This window comes from Pseudoalteromonas sp. CNC9-20 (genome assembly GCF_022347875.1).
Lineage (GTDB): Bacteria > Pseudomonadota > Gammaproteobacteria > Enterobacterales > Alteromonadaceae > Pseudoalteromonas > Pseudoalteromonas ruthenica.
The window spans coordinates 188952-213339 of sequence record NZ_JAKRFS010000002.1 but is presented as its reverse complement, the minus strand read 5'-3'; the positions used below and the strand labels follow the sequence as shown (position 1 = coordinate 213339).

The window sequence follows — 24388 nt, the reverse complement described above, 5'->3', positions numbered from 1 at the left end:
GGAGGCAACCCCAGTGCAAATATTCATTAACCTTTGCAGGCTAATGGCGATGTCATTAATCGCACTGGGGTTCGCCTACTCTACCCCAGCCCATTCTGCTAACGGTTATAAGTGGTCGAGCTGTTCTAAAGTATCAGCAAAGCAAAATGGTCAAGGCGTCTATGCCGTTACTGTTGAGGGTGTCCCCGATATATTCTACCAAGACCAACTACCGGACGCTTTGAGTGGTGCGCGACTTACTTTCGGTCAAGAGCCTAACCAGAAAGAGTTTACCTATGAACATTCAAATGGCTCAGCTCGAATAAAATTTACTAATCCCGATACATCTTATTATTTTGAACTCAGCTGCACAGTCGACCTTCAAATGCCTATGGATAGCTGCGCTACATTTGAGGGTGAAGTCGCAGGTTCATATTACGCAGAGCAAAGCTTATGTCTTAATTACAATGGTCGGAACTGTCAGTCGACTTGCTTTCAAGGCGGTGTTTGTATTGGTAACAACACACCAGATGGCGAAAGCTTCCTTCACTATATTACTGCCCAATCATGCGATGTGCCCAACGGCGATGACTTCATAGAACCATGCCAAACCGATGATTGCACGGGCGGTGGTGACAATGGTGGCGGTGATGGTGATGGAGGTGGCGATTCCGGTGGTGACAATGGCGGCGGTGATGGAGGTGGCGACTCTGGTGGAGACAATGGCGGCGGTGATGGAGGTGGTGATTCTGGTGGCGATAATGGCACCGGTGACAACTGGCCCGATAACTACTCTACTTCGCAAGGCCAAGGCGAAATAGTTACTGCCGTAGAGAACCTACAAACTGAAACCGAAAAAATCACCGATTCCGTAGATGGTATCGAGGGCCAACTCGATGGAATTCGAGAGCAATTGGAATGGGGTGGCCCTGAAGAAGGTGAAGCCGCTGCCGAAGGTGTTGCCCTTCCCGATTTAAGCGAGTCAGGAGATATCGTTTCTGGCCATAACGACACACTAGAGCAAATTAATGAAGCCATCAGCGAGGACGCAATCCAAGGATTAAGCCCAACATCTTACGATTCGATCCCTCAGCTGTTTGCCAAGGCCGCTGATAACTGCACCAGTACCACGCTTTTGGGTATCGGTGAATTTAACCCGTGTGCTGGATTTGCACAGATACGAACATTCTTGGAATGGGTCGTAGCCGTCCTATTTATTCTGTTCATCATCTATCGTCTTGATGCTGACATTAAGAAAGTGAGGTTAACCTAATGCCCGTTATTATCGCCTTTTTAGGCGCACTCGTTAGTCGTATTGGTATCTGGTTTATGACGCTGCTTATAACTGGCGTTATAAAGAACATTGCGATAGGCCTAGCTGCGTTTGCTATCTATGCAGCAGCCATAACGACCTTTCTATTTTGGGTGGATGATCTTCTTACTCAAACGGTCAACGGTCTTAGCCCAATCACTCGAGGCTTACTGTCTACTTGGATATCATGGATACCTGCGAATATGCCTTACTACATGGGGCTGATATTGTCGTATTACATCACTAGCGCCACCTTTATGATTGGCCTAGAGATTAAGAAATTCAGACAGCGCTTAGCTGAGAAGTCAACGCGCAGGTTCCTAGCCTAATGGCGGTCTATGTTGTTACGGGCAAACTGGGAGGCGGCAAGACGTTAATGTCTGTCTCCCGCATCCGCGAATACCTGTTAGCAGGTCGCAAGGTTGCTACGAACCTCGATATCTACCCCGAAAAGATGCTTGGTAAATACATGAAGAACACCAAGCTATTTAGATTACCGGACATACCCGACATACAAAGTCTGAAAGCCCTGCCCCTTGGCTATGAAGGTGACAAGATAGACGAATCTCGCAACGGCCTACTAGTGCTAGATGAATGCGGGATATTCTTAAACTCGCGTAACTGGAAAGACCCAGAGCGCGCACCCGTCAACGCGTTTTTTAAACTCCTTAGAAAACTGCGCTGGGATGCAATCTTAATCATTCAGGACATTGAGAACCTAGACTCTGATGCACGGCGAACCATTGCCGAGCATGTAGTTTACTGTAAACGTACTGACCGAATGACCTTGCCCCTTATTGGCCCCTTGGTGAAACTGGCTTGGGGTGACAGGATGCCCCTTCCTAAAATCCATGTTGGAACCGTGCGCTATGGCACTCAGGCCAATGCGGCCAAGGTCGATACATGGGTATGCCGTGGCACAGGCATATTCGATTGCTACGAAACCGAGCAACTGATTGCAGAAACAGGCGATTTTAACGACTACTACGGCCTAACGACCATGCTCCCCAGCTGGTACACACATGGTCGTTACACAAACAAATGGAGCGATTTTAAACATGCAGTTAAAAACCTCAAAGTTAAGAGCTGGCACTTTTTTTGTGTTGGGGCGTTGATGGCCGCGACCGCTGTTAACGCCCTAGTGACGTTTGAACCTGAGCTTCCGAAAAAAGGCATGTTCACTTGCAACGAAGTCTACGAAAACCTATACGGCTCTTGTGATGCTGACCCCATAGCCCCTTATGAATATTACTATCCTAAGCCTGAGAAAAACGAAAAGGATCAAAACGAGGAAATGGATCTCTCATCCTACGGCAAACTCCTAGTTGGCAAAGAACGTAAGAAGGTTAAGGACGACACAATCTATATTGCTGGCTGGCACTTAACAACCAAAGGTATACAAATGAACTTTGCCGATGGCCAAGGCGATACTTACTACCCAATGAGCTATAAAGTTAGAAAGCTTGGTGACTGTGTTGCCGAAGTAGAAATTGAAGGTAAAAGGCAACGTATAACGTGCATGCCAGATGAAATGGCTAACCCGAATCTAATCGACAATACAACAAGTGGTTAGTGTGTGCGCTCGCCCCTTTTTTGGGGCGCGTACACACTAACGCGATTACCTAATAATCAATTCTAAATATAACCCTATGTCACTGGTGACACTATGCCGACACGTAACCAGCGCTATGAACAAGCACAACGTAACAAAGGTCTAACAAAGAAAACTTACTGGGTTCCGGCTCATGCTGAAATCGAGATTATGCAAATGATAGATTATCTTAAAGAACACCCAGACCATGTTCCCTACATGGCCCGTTCTTTAAAGACTGGCAAAATGGCCAAAGTTACATGATGAACGGGTATCTCTACCCGTTCATGTAGGCCGCATGTTTTTGGTGAGTAACTTCGCTTAGGTTCTCGGCCGCAGCTCGCCTCTTGGCGACCTATCCCTAATTTGAAGAAACCAACCCCCGAGCGCTAGCGCGCTCCCTTGCCAAGCCCTTCCAAACTGTCAGGCAACGCAAAATAAAGAAGTTAAAACAATGACATGTAACAAACGGCGCGATGTTTAATAAAGGAGTAACGTCATGTATGACAATGAATTCATCGCTAACCTAAACAAAGCCTTTTCTCTTGATCATAAAAAGGGTGCTCACACTCTTGGGGTTAGCTTAAAGACATACAAATCTTATCGAAAAAATGGCAACGCCCCTACCCCAGTCAAAAAATTAGCGTCAATCATCGCTCGAGGCTACCTACCAGATGAAGGCCCTTGGAAATTTTTTTATATTGACTCTGATAACAGTTTAATTTCACCTTACGGTATTATATCTGCTGGGGATATATCATTTTATCACCGTAAAAAATGGGCCGCAGATAGTTATAGAAGGGAATATAATAAACTAAAAGAGAGGTTGAATAATAATACTGAAATTGACGAAATTCAGGACAGACTTTTGGACTTGCTAGTCTTTGTTCAGAGCAAGGTTGTTTAGTCTATTTCAAATCTTATTCAAGGCCCTGCTTTTGCCGGGCCAGCCAATCTAATTTATGTTATGTTAAATAAGTTGTTGTAGTGAAATTCCTTAAGATAGACCCTGTTTATTTAAAGAGGAAGAGCTGTTATTTGAGGGGCGTTTTCATAATTCGAAAGCGAATGGCTCACGATTCCGTGAGCCGAGAGAACTTGATTTTAATTTAATTCGTCATCTTTCCAAAACTTGGTTCCTTTTAGAACTGCTTGCAGAGCTAACCCTGTTTCAGTCATGGAATAAATAGTCACATCGCCAACTTGGGCTTCAGCGGCAACGGCTCCACCTTCAGTTTTATGCTTTGCAGCAGCATCGGCGTTACCACCAAATGCCCAACCATTCTTAATGAAATAATTGAGTGCATCTTCGGTATGAAATACCATCACCACATTGAAATCTTTAACTCCTAAGCCTAACCCTAGCCCGGCTTCACCCATTTTCATATAGGTCCATTCGCCGGTGCGATTATTTTTTGCAACACCATAGCCACCGCCAAAACTTGCAAAGATTACGTTCACATTAGCATTATCAAATACAGCGTAACCTGCTGCAGAGGTTAGTTGATTACGAACATCCGGCTTCTGGTCATAAAGGCGATTAAGAGTATCACTGCGCATATCTTGAACTACTTGTCGTTTCTGCGCTGGCGTGCCAGTGCTTGCACATCCAGTCAGCACCGCGAACAAAGTGAAAATAAAAGAATACGTTAGCACCGATTTCGATAGTTTCATTTAGAACCCCTTCTTTATGTCCAATACTAGACAGTATCGGACTTTATGGTAAGCTATGCCTTATATTATTGTAGTCCAGTTGTCAGTATGCCTACGCCACTAGTCGATACCTTTAAACAACTTCGCTATCAAATAGCGCATCTTGAAGATGATACGTTGCACAGCGAATACCCTGAACTTGCTGCATTTATAGCTCAACAAAGCTTAAACGTCGCTGAAGTTAAACAAGACTTGCTATTTATCTACCGGTTTTTATACGTATACGGTCGAAAGTCAGATGCCACTTTTACTCGGTTTCGTAATGAGATAGAACGTTTTGCTTTGTGGACTTGGTTTAACAAAACATGTTCTTTGTTTTCTTTGAAACGAGAAGATATTGAGCACTACATTGATTTTGTTGTTGAACCAGATAAAGCCTGGTGTTCCGACTCGGTGCAATGGCGCTTTAAACAGCATCAAGGTTTACGTAAAGCCAATGAAAAATGGCGACCGTTTATAGCACGCGAGACAAAGCCATCGCAACAAAGTTTAAATGCGACTTTTACAGCACTTAATGTATTTTATAAGTTCGCTATTTTAGAAGAGCAAGCATTCGCGAACTTTGTCCCAGTAGTTAAAAAGAACTGCCCCTATTTAGTTGTTCAGTCGCAAATTAATCAACCGGATACTCTCAGTGATTTACAGTGGGAATATGTACTGCGTGTAACCGAAGAGCAATGTCAGGATGACCCTGATCTAGAACGTAACCTTTTTACTTTGGCCTGTTTGAAAGGCCTGTATTTAAGGATCTCTGAGTTGTCTGAGCGTACTAATTGGTCTCCTGTCATGTCGCATTTTTGGCAAGACGCTGATGGCTTTTGGTTTTTGCGTGTTATGGGCAAAGGTAACAAACTCCGTGATGTTACGTTAAGCCAAGATTTTATTGCGTATTTAAAACGCTACCGTTTGTATAGGGGGTTAAGTGCCCTGCCCCGTGTTGATGAGCCCTACCCACTTATTCACAAAATTCGTGGTAAAGGCGGAATGACGGTTAGACAAATTCGCCGCCTTGTTGCGCAAAGTTTTGAATTGGCCAGCTCAGCGCTGGTAGCCGATGGCTTCACTGAAGAAGCGGAAAAGCTACAAGCAGCAACTGCTCATTGGCTGCGTCATACGGGGGCAACTCACGATGCTGCTTCAAGGCCGCTCAAGCACCTGTCCGAAGATTTAGGTCATGCAAAAATTGCGACCACGGATCAAATTTATATTCAAACGAATATAAAAGAGCGCGCTAAATCGGGTGTTAAACGTAAACTTTAGGAACTGCATTTATGGAATATCAATTGGCAGCAGCCCTGGGCTTAGCATTTTTTATTTACTCAGTTAGCTTTCGTAGATTGGCTCGGGCTGAATTAACTGGCCCAATGTATTTTGTTATTGTCGGTGCCGCGCTTGCGTGGGCATTTAGTGATGCAATGAAAGTGGATCAGCCATTGAGCGCGCTATTACCATTAGTTGAATTGACACTTGCGGTATTTCTGTTTACTGATGCAGCCAAGACGCGTATTAATGTACTAAAGTCGCAGTTCAAGTATCCTTTGGTGCTTTTGTTTGTCGCTTTACCAATAACCTTTTTTGCTACGTTTGCTTTGGGGTATTTACTTTTTCCGCACATGCACATTATTGCCTTGGCCCTATTGGCCATCATCTTAACACCTACAGACGCTGCGCTTAGTAAAGGCTTGCTCGAATCGCAAAGTGTTCCAGAAAAAATACGTGAATCGATCAATGTGGAAAGCGGTCTTAACGATGGGATGTGCGTTCCTATATTTTTATTCTTGTTTCTTTCTTGGCAGCATGGTGAGTTTCAAGGTGCCGCGACGATGCTTACATTTCTCATTGAAGAAATAGGTATCGCACTCATTGTTGGTGTCAGTGTTACCTATGGGGCATTAAAGCTTACTCAGCTAAGCGCTACTCGCCATTACTTTGAGAAATCATCGAGTCCATTTTTAGTTTTGTCGGTCGCTGTTAGTGTGTTCACCCTCGCCCAACTCCTTGGCGGCAGTGGCTTTGTTGCGGCATTTGTTGGTGGTTTGGTTTTTGATAAATTTTATCGTGCCGACGATGATGAAAAACTAATAGAAGACAGTGAGCATATCGCAGACTTCTTTTCCTACCTTATCTGGTGTTTATTCGGTGTATATGCCTTCATCCAACTTCAAACAATAGATCTAAATATCTATAAAGTATTATTTGCATTCTTAGCTGCAACCTTAGTACGTGTGGTCCCGGTGATGTTGAGCTTAATTCCTTTTAACGAACTGTCATTAAAAGAAAAGTTTACGCTTGCTTGGTTTGGTCCAAGGGGGCTGGCATCCATTGTATTTACGCTAATGGTGTTAGAGTCTACTGAAAATGGCTTAGCCGAGTTAGCGACACTCACCATTTTGATGAGTGTCTTCATTCATGGGATCACCACTCGCCCGATTGCTAATTCCTATAAAAATAGAAATTAACTAAGCACATTCGCTAGCACCTCTATTGGGTGCTTGGGCTTAAATTGCGCGTACCGTTTTACTTGGCTACGGCATGAGAATCCCGTTGCTAATAACCGCGAAGGATCAGTGTGCTGAACGGGTTGTTGCCAACTCAATTCGTATAAAGTACGGCTGTTCTCTTGGTTTTGTACTTCATGGCCGTAAGTCCCTGCCATGCCACAACACCCTGTTGCCTGAGGTTTAAGTAGTAAACCAACACGAGAAAATATCCCCTGCCAAACATTGGCGCTGTGTGGAAGAGAAGTTGTTTCACTGCAATGACTGAGCAAAGTATAAGCAGGTGTTGGTTCGAATACTGTCTGTTTAAACGGTTGATCTTCCAGCCATTCATGGGCTACGAGGACTTCAAAATCACCTCGGTTGTCACCCAAGATAGTGGTATATTCATCGCGGTAACATAACACAAGGGAGGCATCGAGCCCGACCATTGGGATACCGAGTTCACTGACCTGATTTAAAAAGTCGGCTGAGGTTTTAGCGGTTTTCGCGAATTTGGCTAAAAAACCTTTTACGTGTTGCGGTTTACCATTAGGCTTGAACGGCAACAAAATTGGCTGTTTGCCTAAAGCTTGTGCCACTTTAACAAAACTTTCAACAAGTTCTGCTTCATAAAAGCTTGTGAATGGGTCTTGCACTATCAACACATAGTCGCGTTTTTGCTGCGCATCCAAGGAATTAAGGTATTGTAAATCAAACTTGCGCAACTGTTGCGTACGTTTAGCTAAATTTGGGTGACTTGGTGTGGGCGTATTTACATAACCTAAAGTCGCTTTAATCGCTTTTTGAACAAGGTTCGATTGCATAACAGGGGCTGTTACGCTCGAGAATTTAGCCAATAGTGGCGCAGTTTGCTCAATACTTGCTACTAAATAATCTTTTGCTGGCCGGTTATACAGGCTGTAGTAATAATTTAAAAAGCGCGCGCGGAATGTAGGCACATCGACTTTGATCGGGCATGCAGTTGTACACGCTTTACATGCTAAACACTCATCCATTGACTGCTTCACTTCATGGGAAAAGTCATACTCGCCACTGCGCTTTGCTTTTGAATTTAAAAAGCGTTCCCACCATGTGGGCCCTTCTTTTTTAGATATGGCTTTTTCTTCTTGCAATAAGTCAACGCCCTGCTCGCTTTGTAACCTTAACCATTCACGCATTAATCCTGCGCGACCTTTTGGCGAAAAGCGTCGATCACCCGTGGCCTTATAAGATGGGCACATCGGTGAGCTTGCATCATAATTAAAGCATAAACCGTTACCGTTACAGTTCATGCTGGTATCAAAACTATCACGCACCGCGATATCAATTTGTCTATCAAACCAGCCGCGCTTTTTGTCATCCACACTCACTAATTGATCATTTGACTCAAGGGGCGTACAAATTTTCCCTGGGTTCATTTTATTGTGAGGGTCGAATGCGGCTTTGATACGTCGTAATTCATTAAACAGCTGTTCACCAAAAAATTCGGGGCCATATTCACTGCGATAGCCTTTACCGTGTTCTCCCCACATCAATCCACCATACTTAGCGGTTAATGCAACGACTTGGTCTGAAATCGTGCGCAATGTTTTTTCTTGTTCAGGGTCACACATATCTAACGCGGGTCGAACATGTAAAACACCGGCATCGACATGACCAAACATGCCGTAGTGTAAATTGTGGCTATCAAGTAATGCTCTAAATTCAGCGATAAAATCAGCTAAGTTTTCTGGCGGTACGGCTGTATCTTCAGCAAAGGCTAATGGCTTTTGCTTGCCTTTGGTGTTGCCTAACAAGCCGACCGATTTTTTACGCATCGCGTAAATTTTCTGAATCTCCGAGACATCATCTGTGAGCTGATAGCCGATAACGCCAGCGTCTTTGTTGGCAATTAATTTATCGAGCTTAGCGCATAAGGCGTCTATTTTATCGCGCATATCTTCTTTGCGTTCGGCATTAAACTCGACCATGTTCAGCCCTTGCATGTCTTGGCCGGGTACATCTTTAATTAAGTCCGATACTGAATGCCAAATAATGTCTTCACGCGCTAAATTAAGCACTTTGCTGTCGACCGTCTCTACGGACGTCGCTTCGGCATCTACCAAAAATGGGGAGTTGCGCAGTGCTGAGTCAAAACTATCGTATTTAATATTAATCAGCGTTTTGAACTTAGCGATGGGAGTAATAGTGAGTTTTGCTTCACTGACGATTGCCAATGAACCTTCGGAGCCGGTGATTAACCGACCGAGGTCGAACTCAGACATGTCATCGCTGAGCACATGTTCAAGATCGTATCCGGTTAAAAAGCGGTTGAGTCGAGGGAATTTTTTAAGGATTTGCTCGCGCTTGCTAACGCTTACATCAAGGGCCGTTTTATATAGTTTGCCAACAGAGGTGTCTTGCTCGGCAATCAACTCGGCCTTTTCGCGACTGATACGCTGTGTTTCCAGCTCGCTGCCATCGGCCAAAAAAGCCTTTATTGCTAAAGTATGGTCAGAGGTTTTACCGTAGACTAAGCTGCCCTGCCCTGACGCATCAGTATTGATCATCCCACCAATAGTGGCGCGATTACTGGTCGATAAATCTGGCGCAAAAAAGTATCCATAAGGACGCAAAAAGTCATTAAGTTGGTCTTTAATGACGCCGGCTTGCACCCGTACCCACCCTTCTTGTTCATTGATTTCGATTATCTGCTGCATATGACGAGATAAATCGATAACGATGCCTGGTGTTAACGACTGACCATTCGTGCCAGTGCCACCGCCGCGCGGGCCAAAAGTAAGCTCAAGAAACGGATCATGCGAGGCAATATTGAGGGCTAGTTGAATGTCTTTGTTTGTTTTGGGAAAGATCACGCCTTGCGGTATTTGCTGATACACGCTGTTGTCGGTTGCAGCAAGCAATCGCGTGCCATAAGTGGCATCGACTTCACCACTGAAGCCTTCTTTTTTTATAGTTTTTAGATAATGCAGTACCAGCTCGGAACTGACTTGCTCTACAGTTAACTTTGCTATCATGCTGGAATTGTTCTTGGTGACGGACGCGCACATTATACCATGATGCGACCAGTTCTAAATTGAAGAATGTACAGATTGTTACAAATTGGAATGCCTGTTCATACGCTTTCCTGCTAAGGTAAGATCAATACTTTATATTTAGGAAAAACAGATGAAAAAGGTGATAATGAACTTAGCTGCCGCGCTCTGTTTTGTACTGGGGATAGTGTTTGCTGTGGTACCAGGACCCTCAGTCATTTTCTTCTTGATAGGCTTAACGTTACTTGCGGTACATTACCCAGGGGCTCGAAAATATTTACGTTATTGCCAAAGTACCCTGAGCAAAGGGTGTCAGCTGTTAGATAGAAAACTAGCGAAGCGATAACAATAAAGGGCGAGAAACTCGCCCTTTATCTTGTCAGATTAGCCTTTAAGCTTCTCTGCTAGGTATAGCCAGGTTTCTAGCACCGTATCCGGGTTTAACGATACAGAGTCGATACCCTCTTGCACTAGCCATGCGGCAAAGTCTTCATGATCTGAAGGGCCTTGACCACAAATACCCACATATTTGCCTTTTGCTTTGGCTGTTTTTATCGCCATAGAAAGTAGCTTTTTAACAGCTGGGTCACGTTCATCGAACAAGTGCGCGATTAAACCTGAATCTCTATCAAGGCCGAGGCTGAGTTGGGTTAGGTCATTAGAACCAATTGAAAAACCATCAAAGTGCTCTAAGAATTCTTCAGCTAGCAGAGCATTTGAAGGTAATTCACACATCATAATTACTTTAAGGCCGTTATCACCGCGTTTTAAGCCGTGTTCCTCCAGTAATTCGATAACACGTTTGCCCTCGTCCACTGTGCGAACAAAAGGAATCATGATCTCAACATTGGTTAAACCCATGTCATTACGAACACGCTTGATTGCTTCACACTCAAGAGCGAAGCAGTCGCGGAAATCTTCACTCACATAACGTGAAGCACCACGGAAACCAATCATTGGGTTTTCTTCGTCTGGCTCGTATTGCTGGCCGCCAACTAGGTTTGCATATTCGTTAGACTTAAAGTCAGACATACGAACGATGACGCGTTGTGGTGCAAAAGCACAACCTAAGGTAGCGATACCCTCTACTAGTTTGGCGATGTAAAACTCGCGAGGAGATTCATAACCAGCAATGATATCGTTAATTTCAGCCTGCAATTCGCTAGATTGAGCATCAAAATTCAACAGCGCTTTAGGGTGAACACCGATCATGCGGTTAATAATAAACTCTAAGCGTGCGAGACCGACGCCAGCGTGAGGTAAACGGGCAAAATCAAACGCACGGTCTGGATTACCCACGTTCATCATTATCTTCATTGGCAATTCAGGCATCTCGTCTACCCGAGATGTGAGTACATCATACTCAAGTTGACCTTGATAGATATAACCTGTATCGCCTTCAGCACATGATACCGTTACTTCTTGGTTTGCCGTAATAAGATCTGTGGCGTTACCACAGCCTACTACTGCCGGGATACCAAGTTCACGCGCAATGATGGCTGCGTGACAAGTACGCCCACCTCGGTTGGTAACGATAGCCGCAGCGCGCTTCATGATAGGTTCCCAATCAGGGTCTGTCATATCGGTGACAAGAATATCGCCTTGCTGTACTTTATCCATTTCATCAATTGAATTGAGAACACGTACTACCCCGGCCCCAATTTTATGGCCAATTGCACGTCCTTCAGCGATCACCGGCGCTTGGCCTTTCAATTGGAAGCGCTCCATGACATTAGCATCTTCGTTTGAGCGCACAGTTTCTGGACGAGCTTGAACGATGTATAGCTTACCGTCGTTGCCGTCTTTCGCCCATTCAATATCCATAGGACGACCGTAATGCTTCTCGATGATGACAGCCTGCTTGGCAAGTTCCATCACTTCATCATCAGTTATTGAGAAGGTGTTGGATAATGCCGGGTCGATATCAACGATTTCTACTTGCTTGCCATGGCTTTCATCGCTTGAGTACACCATCTGGATGGCTTTTGAGCCGATATTACGGCGCACGACTGCAGGCTTACCATTGGCTAAGGTTGGCTTATGAACATAAAACTCATCTGGATTTACCGCGCCTTGTACAACCATTTCGCCCAAGCCATAACTTGAAGTCACGAATACCACATCTTCAAAGCCTGATTCGGTATCAATGCTGAACATAACGCCGGACGCTGCTTTATCTGAGCGCACCATACGTTGAATACCGGCCGATAACGCCACGCCTTTGTGGTCGTAGCCTTGGTGCACGCGGTATGAAATAGCACGGTCGTTAAATAAAGAAGCGAATACGTGTTTGATAGCGGTCATTACTGAATCGATGCCGCGCACGTTAAGGAAAGTTTCTTGCTGGCCCGCGAAGGAGGCGTCGGGCATGTCTTCTGCAGTGGCTGACGAGCGAACTGCGAATGATACGTCTTGAGCTGGGTCACCGTGTAATTGCGCGTAAGCGTCACGGATAGCTTGGTCCAAGGAGGCTTGGAAAGGGGTGTCGATAATCCACTGACGGATTTCGGCGCCAACTTTGGCTAATTCATTTACATCTTCAACGTCTAGTTTGTCTAGTGCGTCATGGATGCGAGCATTCAATCCAGATTGCTCAAGAAACTCGTTAAATGCTGATGCGGTTGTTGCGAAACCGCCAGGCACTTGCACGCCCGCGTTCGCCAGGTTGGAAATCATCTCACCAAGTGAGGCGTTTTTGCCTCCAACCCTTGGCACATCTTGCATACCAAGCTCTTGATACCAGAGAACGTATTCTTGCACGGAACTTTCTCCAAAAAACAAATTGTAAGTTTGGCCGCAAACGCGACCTTTTAAATGAGGCGCTAACATTCTACACTGGCAACCACTGATGCGTAAACCGTGTACCGGCGGTTTATACCAAGATACTAATAAAAAAGGACTCTCATGCGTAGCGCGTTTTATATATCCGATGGCACCGCTATAACCGCTGAAACGTTCGGCCATGCCACGTTATCGCTATTTCCTGTAGAATTTAAACACATCACCATTCCGTTTGTTGAAACCGTCGAAAAAGCGCGGGAAGTAAAATCTCAGCTCGAGCAAGCCGCCAGTTTCAGCCATGAAAAACCTATAGTGTTTTTGACGTTTGTTAACCCAGAACTCAGTGAAATTATTCAATCGAGTAATGCCATTTGCTATGACTTTATTTCCACGTTCAGTGCGCAAATTCAGAGGGAGCTCAATGTTGAGCCCGTGCCCAAAGTGCATCGCACGCACAGTATTCACGAGCAATCTTATGACTATCGTATTGCCGCAGTTAATTATGCATTGGCAAATGATGACGGTGCGAACATAAAAGATTATGACCAGGCTGATGTGGTGCTTGTGGGCGTAAGCCGCAGTGGTAAGACACCAACAAGCCTCTATTTAGCGTTGCAGTACGGCATTAAGGCAGCGAATTATCCTTTCACTCCAGATGACTTAGAATCTGGGGAGCTGCCGCGATGTTTGCAGCCGTATAAGGATAAGCTGTTTGGGTTAACCATTGAGCCGCAACGCCTAGCGGCTATACGTAATGAGCGTATGGCGAATTCTCGTTACGCATCATTGCGACAATGTCGGATTGAAATCCGCGAAGTAGAAATGCTCTATAAGCGTTTTAAAATTCCTCACTTCAATTCAACTCATCATTCAGTGGAGGAAATCTCTGCAAAGATAATGGCAGAATCTGGCCTACAACGTCGTAAATATTAAAAAAGCGCCACGTTGGCGCTTTTCATTTTACTTACGGGCATCCTTTAATAAGTCTGCCACTAAGAAGCCAAGCTCGAGGACCTGGTCGGCATTAAGGCGAGGGTCGCATTGGGTCCGATAACGCTGCGCTAGATCTGCATCAGACAACCCATATGCACCACCTGTGCACTCGGTCACGTGCTGGCCGGTCATTTCTAAATGAACACCGCCGGCATAAGACCCTTCTGCTTTGTGAACAGCAAAAAACTGACTGATCTCGCGCAGAATATTGTCAAAGCTTCGAGTTTTATAACCGGAGCTGGCCTTTTCCGTATTGCCGTGCATCGGGTCAGAACTCCAGATAACCTTGCGCCCTTCTTGCTGAACTTTACGCACCAAGGCTGGCAGTTTTTCTGGTAGCACATCAGCGCCCATGCGTGTGATAAGCGTTAACCTACCAGGAATATTTTCCGGGTTTACGGCGTCAATCAAGCGAATGAGCTCGTCAGGGTCCATGCCTGGGCCGACCTTCACGCCAATCGGGTTTTTAATGCCACGGAAAAATTCAATGTGGGCATGATCTAACTGGCGTGTGCGCTCGCCAATCCATACGAAATGCGCCGAGCAATCATACCAGTCACCACTGAGGTGGTCACGGCGTGTCAGCGCTTGCTCATAGCCTAATAGCAGTGCTTCATGAGACGTGTACAAAGCTGTTTCTGTGAGTGATGGGGCATTGGTGGAGTTGATACCACAGACTTCCATAAACTCTAACGCATCCTGGATTCTGTCAGCCAGCTGTTGGTATTTATCCTTCAATGGGTTAGCAGCGACAAAGCTCATGTTCCAGCGGTTTACCTGGTGTAAATCAGCTAGACCACCTTGAGCGAAAGCACGTAATAAGTTCAAGGTCGCGGCGCTGTGGTGATATGCCTTCATTAGCCGCTGTGGATCTGGTACTCGAGCTTGCTCGGTGAATTCGTAACTATTGATAATGTCGCCACGGTATGAAGGCAGCGATGTACCGTCTTTTGTTTCGATGTCTGCTGAGCGCGGTTTAGCGAACTGCCCCGCCATACGAGCAATTTTGACGACGGGACACTTGCCACCATAGGTTAGCACCACTGCCATTTGCAGCAGGGTTTTAAATGTGTCGCGTATATTCGCTGCGTTAAAATCGTTAAATGATTCGGCGCAGTCTCCGCCTTGTAACAAAAACGCACGGCCTTCGCATACATCCTCTAGCTGCTTGAACAAACTTCTCGTTTCTTCAGCAAACACTAATGGCGGAGCATTATTTAATTCGCTCTCAACTTTTCCCAGTTGGGCTTCATCTGGGTATGTGGGTTGTTGGACGATTGGTAAATCTCTCCAACTATTGGGACTCCAAGGTTTCACTTTTTATCTTTCCTCATTCCTATTGTTACCTCCCCTCGAAAGTACCGAATGGCGGGCGCTGACGCAAGGGGTAAAGGCGCTGTTCGTTAAATAAATTACAAGAATTAGGAAAACGGCATAATGAACACATCATACATAATGTGCTTATAAGTTTACCTCATCATCAACGGGTTTTTGAAATCTCTTCTAACAAATGGGTAATTGCGACCTCACATAGATGGAAAACCTGAGCAAACCCCTCAAAAGGACAGTTCGGGTAATACCACAGCAGCTTTTCAATCTTAGCTGTAGCATCAGCTGGTCTTAGAGCAAGCGCATTTTCATAATTACTTTGATCCATCACCAGTATTAGGTCTTGCTCATAAAAGTCTGCCTTTTGCAGCTGTTGTGCCCTAAGAACGCTTAGGTCTACGCCCTTGGATAAGGCATATTCAGTTGCCCTTTTATCAGGGGGTGAACCCACATGGTAGCTTGCGGTCCCCGAGCTGGTTACGGTTACCTGATTTAGCTGTGAATCTCGAATTAATTTAATAGCAATACCGTGGGCGGTTGGCGAGCGACATATATTCCCTAAGCATACAAACATGATTTTCATTAGTTACTCCTTTGGATGTGATTCATTCATTTTATTTAGCCACAGTGGTTAATGTAATTCAATTGATGAACACATCATACTTCATGTTCTGATTTTTATATCTTGGCATCGGTGTATGCTGTTATACCAAATTTATCAAAGGACATTTGCTTTAAGTGATCTATCAGGTATCCTCCATCGTATGATGTGTTCGTTATAGTTTTGACTTATGAGTTCAGTAAAAACACAGCTTAGAGCAATATTCGATTTAACAGGTGATTATTTACAAGCGCTTACCGAAACGGTTAAAAAGCAGCCCATACACCATAGTCGATATTTTGAATTACCCGCACCGACTACGGATGACGAACGTCAAGCGTTGAGCTCTATTCCAGTAACCGCTCATGATGGCCAACAAGCATTGTTACGCATCTGCAATTCCTACACTGACTTTTATAAACAACAAGGTTTAAGTAGCAAAATGGCGCGCCGCCATCCAGGGTTAATTGTTTTAGCTAAACAGAGTGGGTCTGAGCTGATTCCATATATAGACAAGATAAATGAGCTAAAAATGGAATTTAAAAAGTTAGTGCTTACTTACGATAACAATGACGCCCGCTTTGATGCAGTTCATAGCGCAGTGCCAGGGCTACAAACGTTGTCGTTTTATCGACGTATACATTACGAAGGCAATTCCCCTTCTTCCGTGCGTTTTACTTGGATGAAAAAGCATTCCACCAAATCTCTATCACGTAAGTTAGCACTTACTATGTTAGAGCGTAGCAGTGCTTACTCAAACCCGAGGATGATAGACCAAACTCAGTGGCAACGTTTGGTGGAACAGGAGAAAGCAAAAGTGGCCAGCCTCAGTCATAACGAAAAGTTACGTATTCGTCGGCCTATTCGAGTGACACCTGAGGTAAATGTAAGATTCAGTGACGCACGTCGATATCATGTCAGCGGTGCACTACCGTTTATTGTCTTTGATGACAACCCGGATTTGAAACTAGGCGAATTAACTTCATACACACTAAAAGAGGATCCTAGAAAAAGAGAGTATGAGTACCTAGTTGAGCGTCTTTACTTGGCAAAGGGTGAGTAAACACTCACTCACCCTTATTTTTGAGGGGGATGGTGGTTGGCGCCTGAATTTACTTTTCGACAATTTCCTCTAAGCGTTCTTCGTCAATAACTTCGGCATTTTCAACAATTCGTTTTCCACCTTGGATTTCAATGCGCTTATGTTGTTTATTCAGAGTCAGTATTTCTTCACAGAACTCATCTGAAGGATGCATTTCATACACGTAGTCAATTATCTTGCCGGTGTTGTCATCTTTAACATTGGAAATGCTGTAATCTGATATTGCCCCCTTATCGATGAGATCTTTCATAGTTGTCGTCATATCTCTGCGCAGGGCTTTGAGTTTATTGTCGGTAATTTCATCGTCGGCATAAATCGAGCCGTACTTCTCCATGATTGAAATTAAGCGAAAGTGATAAGTTTTTCCTGGCGCAGCGTAACGCCACAAATGATACAAACGCAACATCATCCATCGAGACAGACCGCGCTTTAATTCTTGAGCTCGGTTAAAGTAGTAACCCTTATACTCCAAGTTATCAATCATGTTATGCACGAATGCATTCAAACATGCCACGCACTTAACATTACCGCCCTGCCCTTTCTTACCGCTGAAATGCAGCGAAGAAAGAAAATTCATATTGGACTCGTAAAATGAATCATCAATATGAGAGTTGCGTGTATCGGTTGCCGAATACTTAAAAGATAACTTCGAGCCTTGTAACGCTTCAAGTGATTCTTTGATTTGTGGATATGGCATTGACTGACCAACAGCTTTTAACTCTTGAGCCAATTCATTCATGGAAAAGATCACCGCATATTGAATGCCAGACTTGAAGTTAATCTTTACTATTTTACCTTTCGACGCCAATCTTATTAATGCGCGTTCAACTTTTTCTTCTCTGTCAGAAGGCCATACTAAACATTCTACTTCTTCACCATCTTGTCGGGTACTAACAACAGCAGGGGTAATTTTTATTTCCCCTTCATAAAGGATACCGTCTAGTTTTTCAGATATTCTCCGAGTAATAATGGTTTTCTTGGGAGCTTCTTCTAAAGGAAGCTTCTTATGGCCTGAACGAACAAAGCGTCCCCACAAGTCGTAATGGTTAAATGTATTAGAATATGCTCTTAATCCGTGAGCCGCAGAACTTTCAATAGAAATGCGAACATCTTTGTTGTCCGTAAAAAGGGCTAAATTTTCATTATCGGTTGCGCTCTCGACGCCATTAATTTGGCCTCTTAATGAATCAGGCAAGTTTTCAACCGAGATATTGACCTTCCGGCTCATTGTTATTTTCCGTTTATTCGGTGCTATCAGCAATATCAACACATAATGCTGCAAAAGTTAATCGTCTATGTTAGTAAAAAACTGATCCAACTTGAAGTTAGTTACCTGAGATCAGTTTTTTACTAACAGCCTCTTTCTGTAGGCATACTTTCTCTGTTTCAGATCACAATTTTACTAGCTCAGCGCTGTTAGATCGAATTTTTACTAACTAAATTTAGGTTTTCGCTCTTGGACCGCCGTTTATGGTACAAAAAAACAGCAAAAATCGCTTCTTCATCAACGCACTGTGTATAACTAAGTTTTCGCTTAGTATGGATCTGATCTGTAGCAAGTAAAGATCCGATCTTTTAGGACTGACAAGGCTTAGAACCACTGTTCATTGTGCATAAGCTCCGTATTAGAGATAGTAAAATAATGATCTCACGGGCGCTTTTTGTGGATAACCTACTTAATATTATGTGCATAACTAGGCAGGTTAAATTTAAGTCAGTAAAAACATGATCTCGCAGCTAGTAAGAATCAGATCTTTACCAGGTAAAATTACGATCTAACAATTTTAAATTTATTATTAGATAACAGTAAGTTACCTATCTATTTTGCAACCTTAACCTATTACTACCTATATATTTAAACCTATTTACCCTACTTATTACCTTAAGGGATTTATTCTTAAAAAATTTCTTTGATTTAATTTCAATCAAAAAATAGAATGTCGTCTAAAATATATGTTTACAGGTAAAGTAGTGGACATTATACTAAAGCCTCAAATTTAGGGAAGCTAGTATGACAATCAAACAAAGTGCGCTAAAAACATATCAGTTATTGAAAGCCACCGCCGATGTAGCTGAAAAGTCATTAGAAGGGCGAATACAACATTATCGCGCTCACCTTAAGTCAGAAGAAAAAGAGCTGCGGACATACACCCAAAAAGCGGCCGCCGATTTGTTAGGCTGTAATAACCGAACCTTAAAGCGACGTCATGATCAGGGGGATTTTGATCATATTGAAATACGTCGAGGTGCAAATGGTCACTATGCTTATACGTTGTCAAACATCTACGCCATGGCCGAAGTCATGGGCATTGATGCCGACCACCGTGATAAAGACGATAAACTGCAAGTCATTGTCATCAACTCCTTAAAAGGAGGATGTGGCAAAACCACAAGCATGGTGAATATAGCTGCTGCATTGGCCACCACCAACATTAAACGATATCGAATAGGTATCATCGATCTTGACCCTCAGGGCTCCTCTTCTAGCTTCTTTCCCCCTAGTGAGCCAGATCCCATTACCGTTGGCGATCTTATGCGCGATTGTATCGATTTAGAAGAAAATGAAACCTGGGAGCAAATCGTCAGCGATGCGTTTCTACCAACACACATCCCTAATATTCGTGTCCTGCCATCAGGTATGGACGACTTCTATTTTGAGCATGAAATAGCCACTATTTTGCGCGAAAGTGCCAATTACGACCAAACGCGGCATTACCATAAATTGCTTGAAAAGGTTATTGAGCCGGTAAAAGATCAGTTTGATATCATCCTAATTGATACCGCTCCATCACTTAACTTTATGTTTTACAACGCGTTAATGGCCTCAACCTCCATGCTTATCCCGGTCCATCCTGAGGCTGTAGACTTTGACGCAAATAATAAGTATCTCAAGCGCTTAGGTGAGATTTATCACACTGTCGCGGCGCTCGGTCACGATGGCTGGGACTTCATGCAGTTTTTGGTGACCAATTACGTCAAGGGGAACCATTCGCAGCGAGATATTGTTAAGGATGTCCGCTCGGCCTTTGGTCGTCAGGTGATGAGCTACCCCATTAACCACAGCAGCGCCATTACTGCTAGTTCATCATCGTTCAATACCATATTTGATCAGAAAACATCAGATAGCTTGGCAAGTAGAGAATCGCTAGTAAAAGCGCAGGAAAACATTAAAGATGTGGTCGATGAATTAGAGATGTTAATACGCTCTAATTGGCCGTCCACTCAGTCTCAGTTAGAGGCGACTAAGTAAGGCACTGTCATGGCAAAAAAACGTAAAAATGATACTCGAATAGATCCGTTCGCAACAGCGGTAGAAAATAGCAGCCTTGATCAACTTTTAGAACAAGCGCAAGCTGGCGATGTTATTAGCATGCCAGCACCGAGCGATCCGCAGCGTACAATTCGCTTAACGTGTGAAGTGATCCCCCACGCTGAAATAGAGCAGCGTACCAAAGTTTATGGTAAAAACCGCCGAGTTCAGGCCCTGCTGACAGAGAAATCTGTGGCTGACATTTTACCCGCAATTGCAGAAGATGGACGCAACCAGCATCCGGCTTTGGCTTGGGAGCATGATGACGGTTTATTTGTGCTTGCGGGTTCTCGCCGCCGTAAAGCCTGTATTCTCGCAAAAGCTGACTATTTGGTATTAAGCTCTGCAGATTTCAACGATGAGGACGCCAAAATACTCGCGGTTTCTTCAGATCAGTATATTGCGCCAAGTTTGTGGGAGTTGGGGCAAGCATATGTATACACCCGTGATGAGTTACAGCAGCAAGGTAAAAAAGGTTCTTATCGCGAAATCGCGGCCCTCGAGGGAGTGTCACACACCGCTATCGCTGATGCCATAAAAGCGTATGAGTGTCTTCCTCACGATGTTTTGGCGCTCTACCCTACTGCCAACTACGTCGGTCGCGAAGTCGCTAAGAAACTGATTCAAGCCAAAGATAAAGACGCAGAAAGCTTTAATGAGCGTGTTAAACAATGCAGTGGCCATTTTAGCGACCAGCATTTTGACAGTGACGATAAGGCGGCATTAGCCGTTACTAAGTATTTGTGCGATGTTGAGCAGGCTGGAAAACGTACGCAAGATATTGATTTAGGGAATGATTTTGTGCGTGTACAAAAGCATACTAAAAGTGGTGATGTAACCATAAAAATCGATAATAAAGTGCTAACAGATAAACGCTTTGCACAGTTGGCGAAAATGCTAGAGAGCTTTAATTAGCCATCATTCTTTATAAGTAAGCTCCAATCGGGGCTTACTTTTTTAAACCTTTGTACCTATTTTGCAGGTTCCTCACTAGTTCATACTTTTTCCTTCCCTTTAAAGGCGATATACTGGCATATTTGAGTTCCAGAGTAGGTCCATGGCGTCGTCGTTAACCAAAGAGGATTTATTGGCTGTTTTTGCTGAAGTGAATGAGCAACAGCAGTTTACATTTCCACTTTCCGAATTGGCATTAAAACGATTATTCACCAAAGGTGTGTATAGTCGTGCTCAGCAAATGTTGCGAGATGAGCAAGTATTGTGGGTAAAGGCAAACGATGACTACACGCAAATCGATGCCCAAGTGATGGACGACGATGGAACCACTTACGATCAGCAGATTCGTCTCAATGTCACAGCCCAAGTCGTTGATGTTGAAGCGCACTGCAGCTGTGATGCTAAAGTCCGTTGTAAGCACGTGGCCTCGGCGTTACTGCAGTTGAAGTTACAAAGCCAAGGTGATTATGCTCATCAATACCGTATCGAAGACTGGTTTAATGAGATAAAAAGTGATGGCTCTGCGTCTGATGTGCAAAATCACGGAATTGCCTTTGAACTACATCCGCATCATCAGCAATTAACTTTGACGGCTAAAATCGCGGCACTAAATGAAGATAATGAATACACCCAAGGGCGAGCGTTAACCGAACAACAAAGCCACGCCCAAGTGACACCTAAAGGGGTATGTGAGCAAGACTTTCGGCTGTTTTCTTGGATCCGCTCACAAAACCAGCCTGGCAAGTTAACCCTTCACTCCCAGTGGGGTGAAAGAGCACTTTTGCAGCTACTGAGTAACGCTCAGCTGTTTTTTGAAAAGGAGCGTCTGCCGTTACAACTGGGTAAGCCTTTAGCGCTTAGTTATCAATGGCAGGTTAAGAATGATATTGCTCAGCTGCGCGCAAATTATCCTAATTTCAACGCCGAGCGGGTATTACCGACCTCCCCACCTTATTACGTTAATACTGCGGAACACCAGGTTCATGCTTTGCAAACTCATCTTAGTGCAGAGCAAATACAGGCGTTAGCACGCTTTCCACAGGCCGAAGCCAGTGAAGTGGACGAGCTAGCTAAACGGCTAATGAAAACGCTTCACCTGAGAACTTTGGTGAATCAAAAAAAAAAGTTAACACCTTACTTTAATCTGCAATTTTTAACTGCCCAGGTGCCCTATAAAGTCCGCCTAGTGGCAAAGGAGAAAACGCCAGCGGTAACCGCACTGCAAAATTTAGGATTGCAACCATGTAAAGCCCCTTTACAAGACGAGTATATATTCATTCCGCGTTCGCGCTTACATCAACAGCAGTGGCTGTTTGAATTGAATAGCCAAGTGCAGGCGCTGGGCGGCACGGTGACAGGCCTTCCCAAAGCTGATGTGAAGAACACCACCTCAGCGCGCATTGTCGCCAAGGTAAATGCGTTGCACGGCCATCGCTTAGAAGTGCAGTTTGTTATTAACCATCGCGCTAAGGACTATCCATTGACCTTAGCGCAAATGCAGTCGGTGCCAGCCTATACCGCACAGCATTACTTTATTGCAGTAGAGGAACGTTACTTTACTATTACTGCTGCCACTGCTGAATGTATAAGGCAGTATCTTGCCCGCTTTGTTCGTGGCAAACATCAGCCGCACTGTACGCTTCCTCGCAGTCTTTATCAGCAACTACAACAAGAACAATCATTTGAGTTGCAAGTGGATACTCAGTTGCAAAAGTTGCTCGCTCCGGCCACCTTGAAGTCGCTGAAAAAGCCGCAGTTACATCACAGTGTTACTTTGCGAGAGTACCAACACTCAGGCGTTAATTGGCTGCAATTGCTCGCTGCACAAGGTTTAGGTGGGGTATTAGCGGATGATATGGGGCTAGGTAAAACATTGCAGGTTATCGCCTTCCTGAGCACCATAGAAAATACCCAAAAGCCCCACTTAGTCTTGTGCCCAACGAGCTTAGTCGCGAATTGGTACAACGAAATTCAACGCTTCTGTCCGCATATGGATGTCGATGTGGTTATCGGACACAACCGTACCGCACAATTACAGCAGCTAAATTGTAAGAATGTTATTGTCACAACCTATACGCTATTTAAACGTGACTTTGCGTTTTATCACGGTGTGCAATTTAACACTGTGGTGTTAGACGAAGCGCAGGCGATAAAAAACGCGCAGTCACAGTTAAGCATCAAGGCCAAGCAGTTACAGGCCCAAACACGAATCGCACTCAGCGGCACACCCTTTGAAAACAATTTGCAAGAGCTCAAATCGGTATTTGACTTCGCTTTGCCCGGACTGTTAGGCAGCGACGCTCAGTTCAAAAGTAACTTTCTCGAAGCCACTGATGGGCTAGTAGCGCTGCAAGAGGCCATAAGACCTTATTTGCTGCGCCGAGCGAAAGCAGATGTGCTCTGCGAACTACCTAGCAAAACTGAGCTGGTAAAACAGCTCGATATGTTACCCGCACAAGCTCAGGTTTATCACAATTATCACCGCGCTTTACACGATAAACTCGCCCATTTAGTGGCGCACCAGGGGGTGGGAAAAAGTAAGTTACAGTTCCTTGATGCACTTTTGAAACTTCGTCAAATTTGTTGCCATCCGCAGTTAGTTGATGACGCGCACGAAGCCAGCAGTGCGAAGCTACAGTGGTTAGCCACGCATTTACCGCATATGCTCGCTCAGGATCATCATGTCATTATCTTTAGTCAATTTACCTCAATGTTGCGTTTAATTGCCAAGCAATTGACCGACTTAGAGATTGATTACGCGATGCTCACCGGTCAAACTCGTGACCGCCAGCACCAGGTGGACGAGTTTCAACAAGGACATAAACGCGTGTTTTTAGTCAGCCTTAAAGCAGGCGGCAGTGGCTTAAATTTAACCCGCGCCGATACAGTGATCCATTTCGACCCTTGGTGGAACCCTGCTGTAGAGCATCAAGCAACGGACCGCGCTTATCGCATGGGTCAAGATCGATCCGTCTTTGTGTATAAGTTAATTATTGCCGATTCCGTGGAACAGCAAGTGATGTCTTTGGCAGATAAAAAGCGTCACTTGGTTGATGAGTTCTTAAATACGAGTTTGTTGGTAGATAAAAAAATTGATGATAATCAACTGCTTGAGATGCTTAACTTACAAAATGAAGAAAAAGCATAATTTCTTTTGAACTTTTGGCTGTCGCCAGACTCTATTATTATGCTTGTTAGACAAGCACCC

At 44.3% G+C, this 24388-nt stretch carries 19 protein-coding genes; 13 read left to right on the top strand and 6 right to left on the bottom strand.

Annotated elements, in window-relative coordinates:
• The first annotated feature begins 43 nt into the window (after positions 1-43).
• The 5 genes from MHM89_RS04505 to MHM89_RS04485 all read left to right on the top strand — a co-directional run bounded on the left by MHM89_RS04505 (position 44) and on the right by MHM89_RS04485 (position 3789).
• Positions 44-1252: a hypothetical protein gene (locus MHM89_RS04505; RefSeq protein WP_239408204.1), complete on the top strand. Its 1209-nt coding sequence runs from the start codon at positions 44-46 to the stop codon at positions 1250-1252.
• Entirely contained in the window at positions 1252-1620 is a 369-nt protein-coding gene (locus MHM89_RS04500; RefSeq protein WP_239408203.1) for a hypothetical protein, read from the top strand. Before MHM89_RS04505 ends, MHM89_RS04500 begins: the two co-directional genes overlap by 1 nt.
• Positions 1620-2864, top strand: coding sequence for a zonular occludens toxin domain-containing protein (locus MHM89_RS04495; protein WP_275441753.1), 1245 nt, complete (start codon positions 1620-1622; stop codon positions 2862-2864). Before MHM89_RS04500 ends, MHM89_RS04495 begins: the two co-directional genes overlap by 1 nt.
• 93 nt (positions 2865-2957) lie before the next feature.
• Entirely contained in the window at positions 2958-3146 is a 189-nt protein-coding gene (locus MHM89_RS04490) for a hypothetical protein (protein WP_151172786.1), read from the top strand.
• A 235-nt stretch (positions 3147-3381) separates the two neighbouring features.
• Positions 3382-3789, top strand: a complete 408-nt coding sequence (locus MHM89_RS04485) for a hypothetical protein (protein WP_239408201.1) — start codon at positions 3382-3384, stop codon at positions 3787-3789.
• Between the two features lie 197 nt (positions 3790-3986).
• Here MHM89_RS04485 and MHM89_RS04480 read toward each other — a convergent pair whose 3' ends face one another.
• Positions 3987-4556 carry a YSC84-related protein gene (locus MHM89_RS04480; protein ID WP_022946885.1) on the bottom strand — a complete coding sequence of 190 codons (570 nt, stop codon included), beginning with the start codon at positions 4554-4556 and terminating at the stop codon, positions 3987-3989.
• An 87-nt stretch (positions 4557-4643) separates the two neighbouring features.
• On the opposite strand from MHM89_RS04480, the gene MHM89_RS04475 reads away from it, so the two are divergent.
• Positions 4644-5855, top strand: coding sequence for a tyrosine-type recombinase/integrase (locus tag MHM89_RS04475; RefSeq protein ID WP_239408200.1), 1212 nt, complete (start codon positions 4644-4646; stop codon positions 5853-5855).
• Positions 5856-5866: 11 nt separating this feature from the next.
• Positions 5867-7054 carry a cation:proton antiporter gene (locus MHM89_RS04470; protein ID WP_239408199.1) on the top strand — a complete coding sequence of 396 codons (1188 nt, stop codon included), beginning with the start codon at positions 5867-5869 and terminating at the stop codon, positions 7052-7054.
• Here MHM89_RS04470 and MHM89_RS04465 read toward each other — a convergent pair.
• On the bottom strand, positions 7051-10092 hold the full coding sequence (locus tag MHM89_RS04465; RefSeq protein WP_239408198.1) for an FAD-binding and (Fe-S)-binding domain-containing protein: 3042 nt from the start codon (positions 10090-10092) through the stop codon (positions 7051-7053). The two genes, MHM89_RS04470 and MHM89_RS04465, sit on opposite strands and share 4 nt — an antisense overlap.
• A 151-nt stretch (positions 10093-10243) precedes the next feature.
• Here MHM89_RS04465 and MHM89_RS04460 point away from each other — a divergent pair, with 151 nt between their 5' ends.
• A complete protein-coding gene (locus MHM89_RS04460; protein WP_022946889.1) occupies positions 10244-10456 on the top strand; it encodes a PGPGW domain-containing protein in 213 nt (70 codons plus the stop codon).
• A gap of 38 nt (positions 10457-10494) precedes the next feature.
• On the opposite strand, the gene ppsA is transcribed toward MHM89_RS04460, so the two are convergent.
• Positions 10495-12870 (bottom strand): phosphoenolpyruvate synthase, encoded by a 2376-nt coding sequence (gene ppsA / locus MHM89_RS04455; RefSeq protein ID WP_138508205.1) that lies wholly within the window; start codon positions 12868-12870, stop codon positions 10495-10497.
• Between the two features lie 144 nt (positions 12871-13014).
• On the opposite strand from ppsA, the gene MHM89_RS04450 reads away from it, so the two are divergent.
• Positions 13015-13824 carry a pyruvate, water dikinase regulatory protein gene (locus tag MHM89_RS04450; protein ID WP_022946891.1) on the top strand — a complete coding sequence of 270 codons (810 nt, stop codon included), beginning with the start codon at positions 13015-13017 and terminating at the stop codon, positions 13822-13824.
• 27 nt (positions 13825-13851) lie between these two features.
• On the opposite strand, the gene MHM89_RS04445 is transcribed toward MHM89_RS04450, so the two are convergent.
• A complete protein-coding gene (locus MHM89_RS04445; RefSeq protein WP_053909445.1) occupies positions 13852-15201 on the bottom strand; it encodes a 3-deoxy-7-phosphoheptulonate synthase class II in 1350 nt (449 codons plus the stop codon).
• A gap of 163 nt (positions 15202-15364) precedes the next feature.
• Positions 15365-15796 (bottom strand): low molecular weight protein-tyrosine-phosphatase, encoded by a 432-nt coding sequence (locus MHM89_RS04440; protein ID WP_239408197.1) that lies wholly within the window; start codon positions 15794-15796, stop codon positions 15365-15367.
• A 208-nt stretch (positions 15797-16004) separates the two neighbouring features.
• Here MHM89_RS04440 and MHM89_RS04435 point away from each other — a divergent pair, with 208 nt between their 5' ends.
• The gene (locus tag MHM89_RS04435; RefSeq protein WP_239408196.1) at positions 16005-16877 is read left to right on the top strand and encodes a DNA replication terminus site-binding protein; all 873 of its coding nucleotides are present in this window, start codon (positions 16005-16007) and stop codon (positions 16875-16877) included.
• 49 nt (positions 16878-16926) lie between these two features.
• On the opposite strand, the gene MHM89_RS04430 is transcribed toward MHM89_RS04435, so the two are convergent.
• The gene (locus MHM89_RS04430) at positions 16927-18144 is read right to left on the bottom strand and encodes a replication protein A (protein ID WP_022946895.1); all 1218 of its coding nucleotides are present in this window, start codon (positions 18142-18144) and stop codon (positions 16927-16929) included.
• 783 nt (positions 18145-18927) lie between these two features.
• Here MHM89_RS04430 and MHM89_RS04425 point away from each other — a divergent pair.
• From MHM89_RS04425 to MHM89_RS04415, 3 genes are all read left to right on the top strand, one after another.
• A complete protein-coding gene (locus tag MHM89_RS04425) occupies positions 18928-20166 on the top strand; it encodes an AAA family ATPase (protein WP_022946896.1) in 1239 nt (412 codons plus the stop codon).
• Between the two features lie 9 nt (positions 20167-20175).
• The gene (locus MHM89_RS04420) at positions 20176-21141 is read left to right on the top strand and encodes a transcriptional regulator (RefSeq protein ID WP_235418347.1); all 966 of its coding nucleotides are present in this window, start codon (positions 20176-20178) and stop codon (positions 21139-21141) included.
• A 142-nt stretch (positions 21142-21283) separates the two neighbouring features.
• A complete protein-coding gene (locus tag MHM89_RS04415) occupies positions 21284-24328 on the top strand; it encodes a DEAD/DEAH box helicase (RefSeq protein WP_239408195.1) in 3045 nt (1014 codons plus the stop codon).
• Positions 24329-24388: the final 60 nt, after the last annotated feature.

Coding starts and splice junctions, on each gene's coding strand:
- MHM89_RS04470 (WP_239408199.1), top strand. CDS start 5,867: ATGGAATATCAATTGGCAGCAGCCCTGGGCTTAGCATTTTTTATTTAC.
- MHM89_RS04485 (WP_239408201.1), top strand. CDS start 3,382: ATGTATGACAATGAATTCATCGCTAACCTAAACAAAGCCTTTTCTCTT.
- MHM89_RS04495 (WP_275441753.1), top strand. CDS start 1,620: ATGGCGGTCTATGTTGTTACGGGCAAACTGGGAGGCGGCAAGACGTTA.
- MHM89_RS04425 (WP_022946896.1), top strand. CDS start 18,928: ATGACAATCAAACAAAGTGCGCTAAAAACATATCAGTTATTGAAAGCC.
- MHM89_RS04440 (WP_239408197.1), bottom strand. CDS start 15,796: ATGAAAATCATGTTTGTATGCTTAGGGAATATATGTCGCTCGCCAACC.
- MHM89_RS04465 (WP_239408198.1), bottom strand. CDS start 10,092: ATGATAGCAAAGTTAACTGTAGAGCAAGTCAGTTCCGAGCTGGTACTG.
- MHM89_RS04435 (WP_239408196.1), top strand. CDS start 16,005: ATGAGTTCAGTAAAAACACAGCTTAGAGCAATATTCGATTTAACAGGT.
- MHM89_RS04500 (WP_239408203.1), top strand. CDS start 1,252: ATGCCCGTTATTATCGCCTTTTTAGGCGCACTCGTTAGTCGTATTGGT.
- MHM89_RS04450 (WP_022946891.1), top strand. CDS start 13,015: ATGCGTAGCGCGTTTTATATATCCGATGGCACCGCTATAACCGCTGAA.
- MHM89_RS04505 (WP_239408204.1), top strand. CDS start 44: ATGGCGATGTCATTAATCGCACTGGGGTTCGCCTACTCTACCCCAGCC.
- MHM89_RS04475 (WP_239408200.1), top strand. CDS start 4,644: ATGCCTACGCCACTAGTCGATACCTTTAAACAACTTCGCTATCAAATA.
- MHM89_RS04460 (WP_022946889.1), top strand. CDS start 10,244: ATGAAAAAGGTGATAATGAACTTAGCTGCCGCGCTCTGTTTTGTACTG.
- MHM89_RS04430 (WP_022946895.1), bottom strand. CDS start 18,144: ATGAGCCGGAAGGTCAATATCTCGGTTGAAAACTTGCCTGATTCATTA.
- MHM89_RS04415 (WP_239408195.1), top strand. CDS start 21,284: ATGGCGTCGTCGTTAACCAAAGAGGATTTATTGGCTGTTTTTGCTGAA.
- MHM89_RS04420 (WP_235418347.1), top strand. CDS start 20,176: ATGGCAAAAAAACGTAAAAATGATACTCGAATAGATCCGTTCGCAACA.
- MHM89_RS04480 (WP_022946885.1), bottom strand. CDS start 4,556: ATGAAACTATCGAAATCGGTGCTAACGTATTCTTTTATTTTCACTTTG.
- MHM89_RS04490 (WP_151172786.1), top strand. CDS start 2,958: ATGCCGACACGTAACCAGCGCTATGAACAAGCACAACGTAACAAAGGT.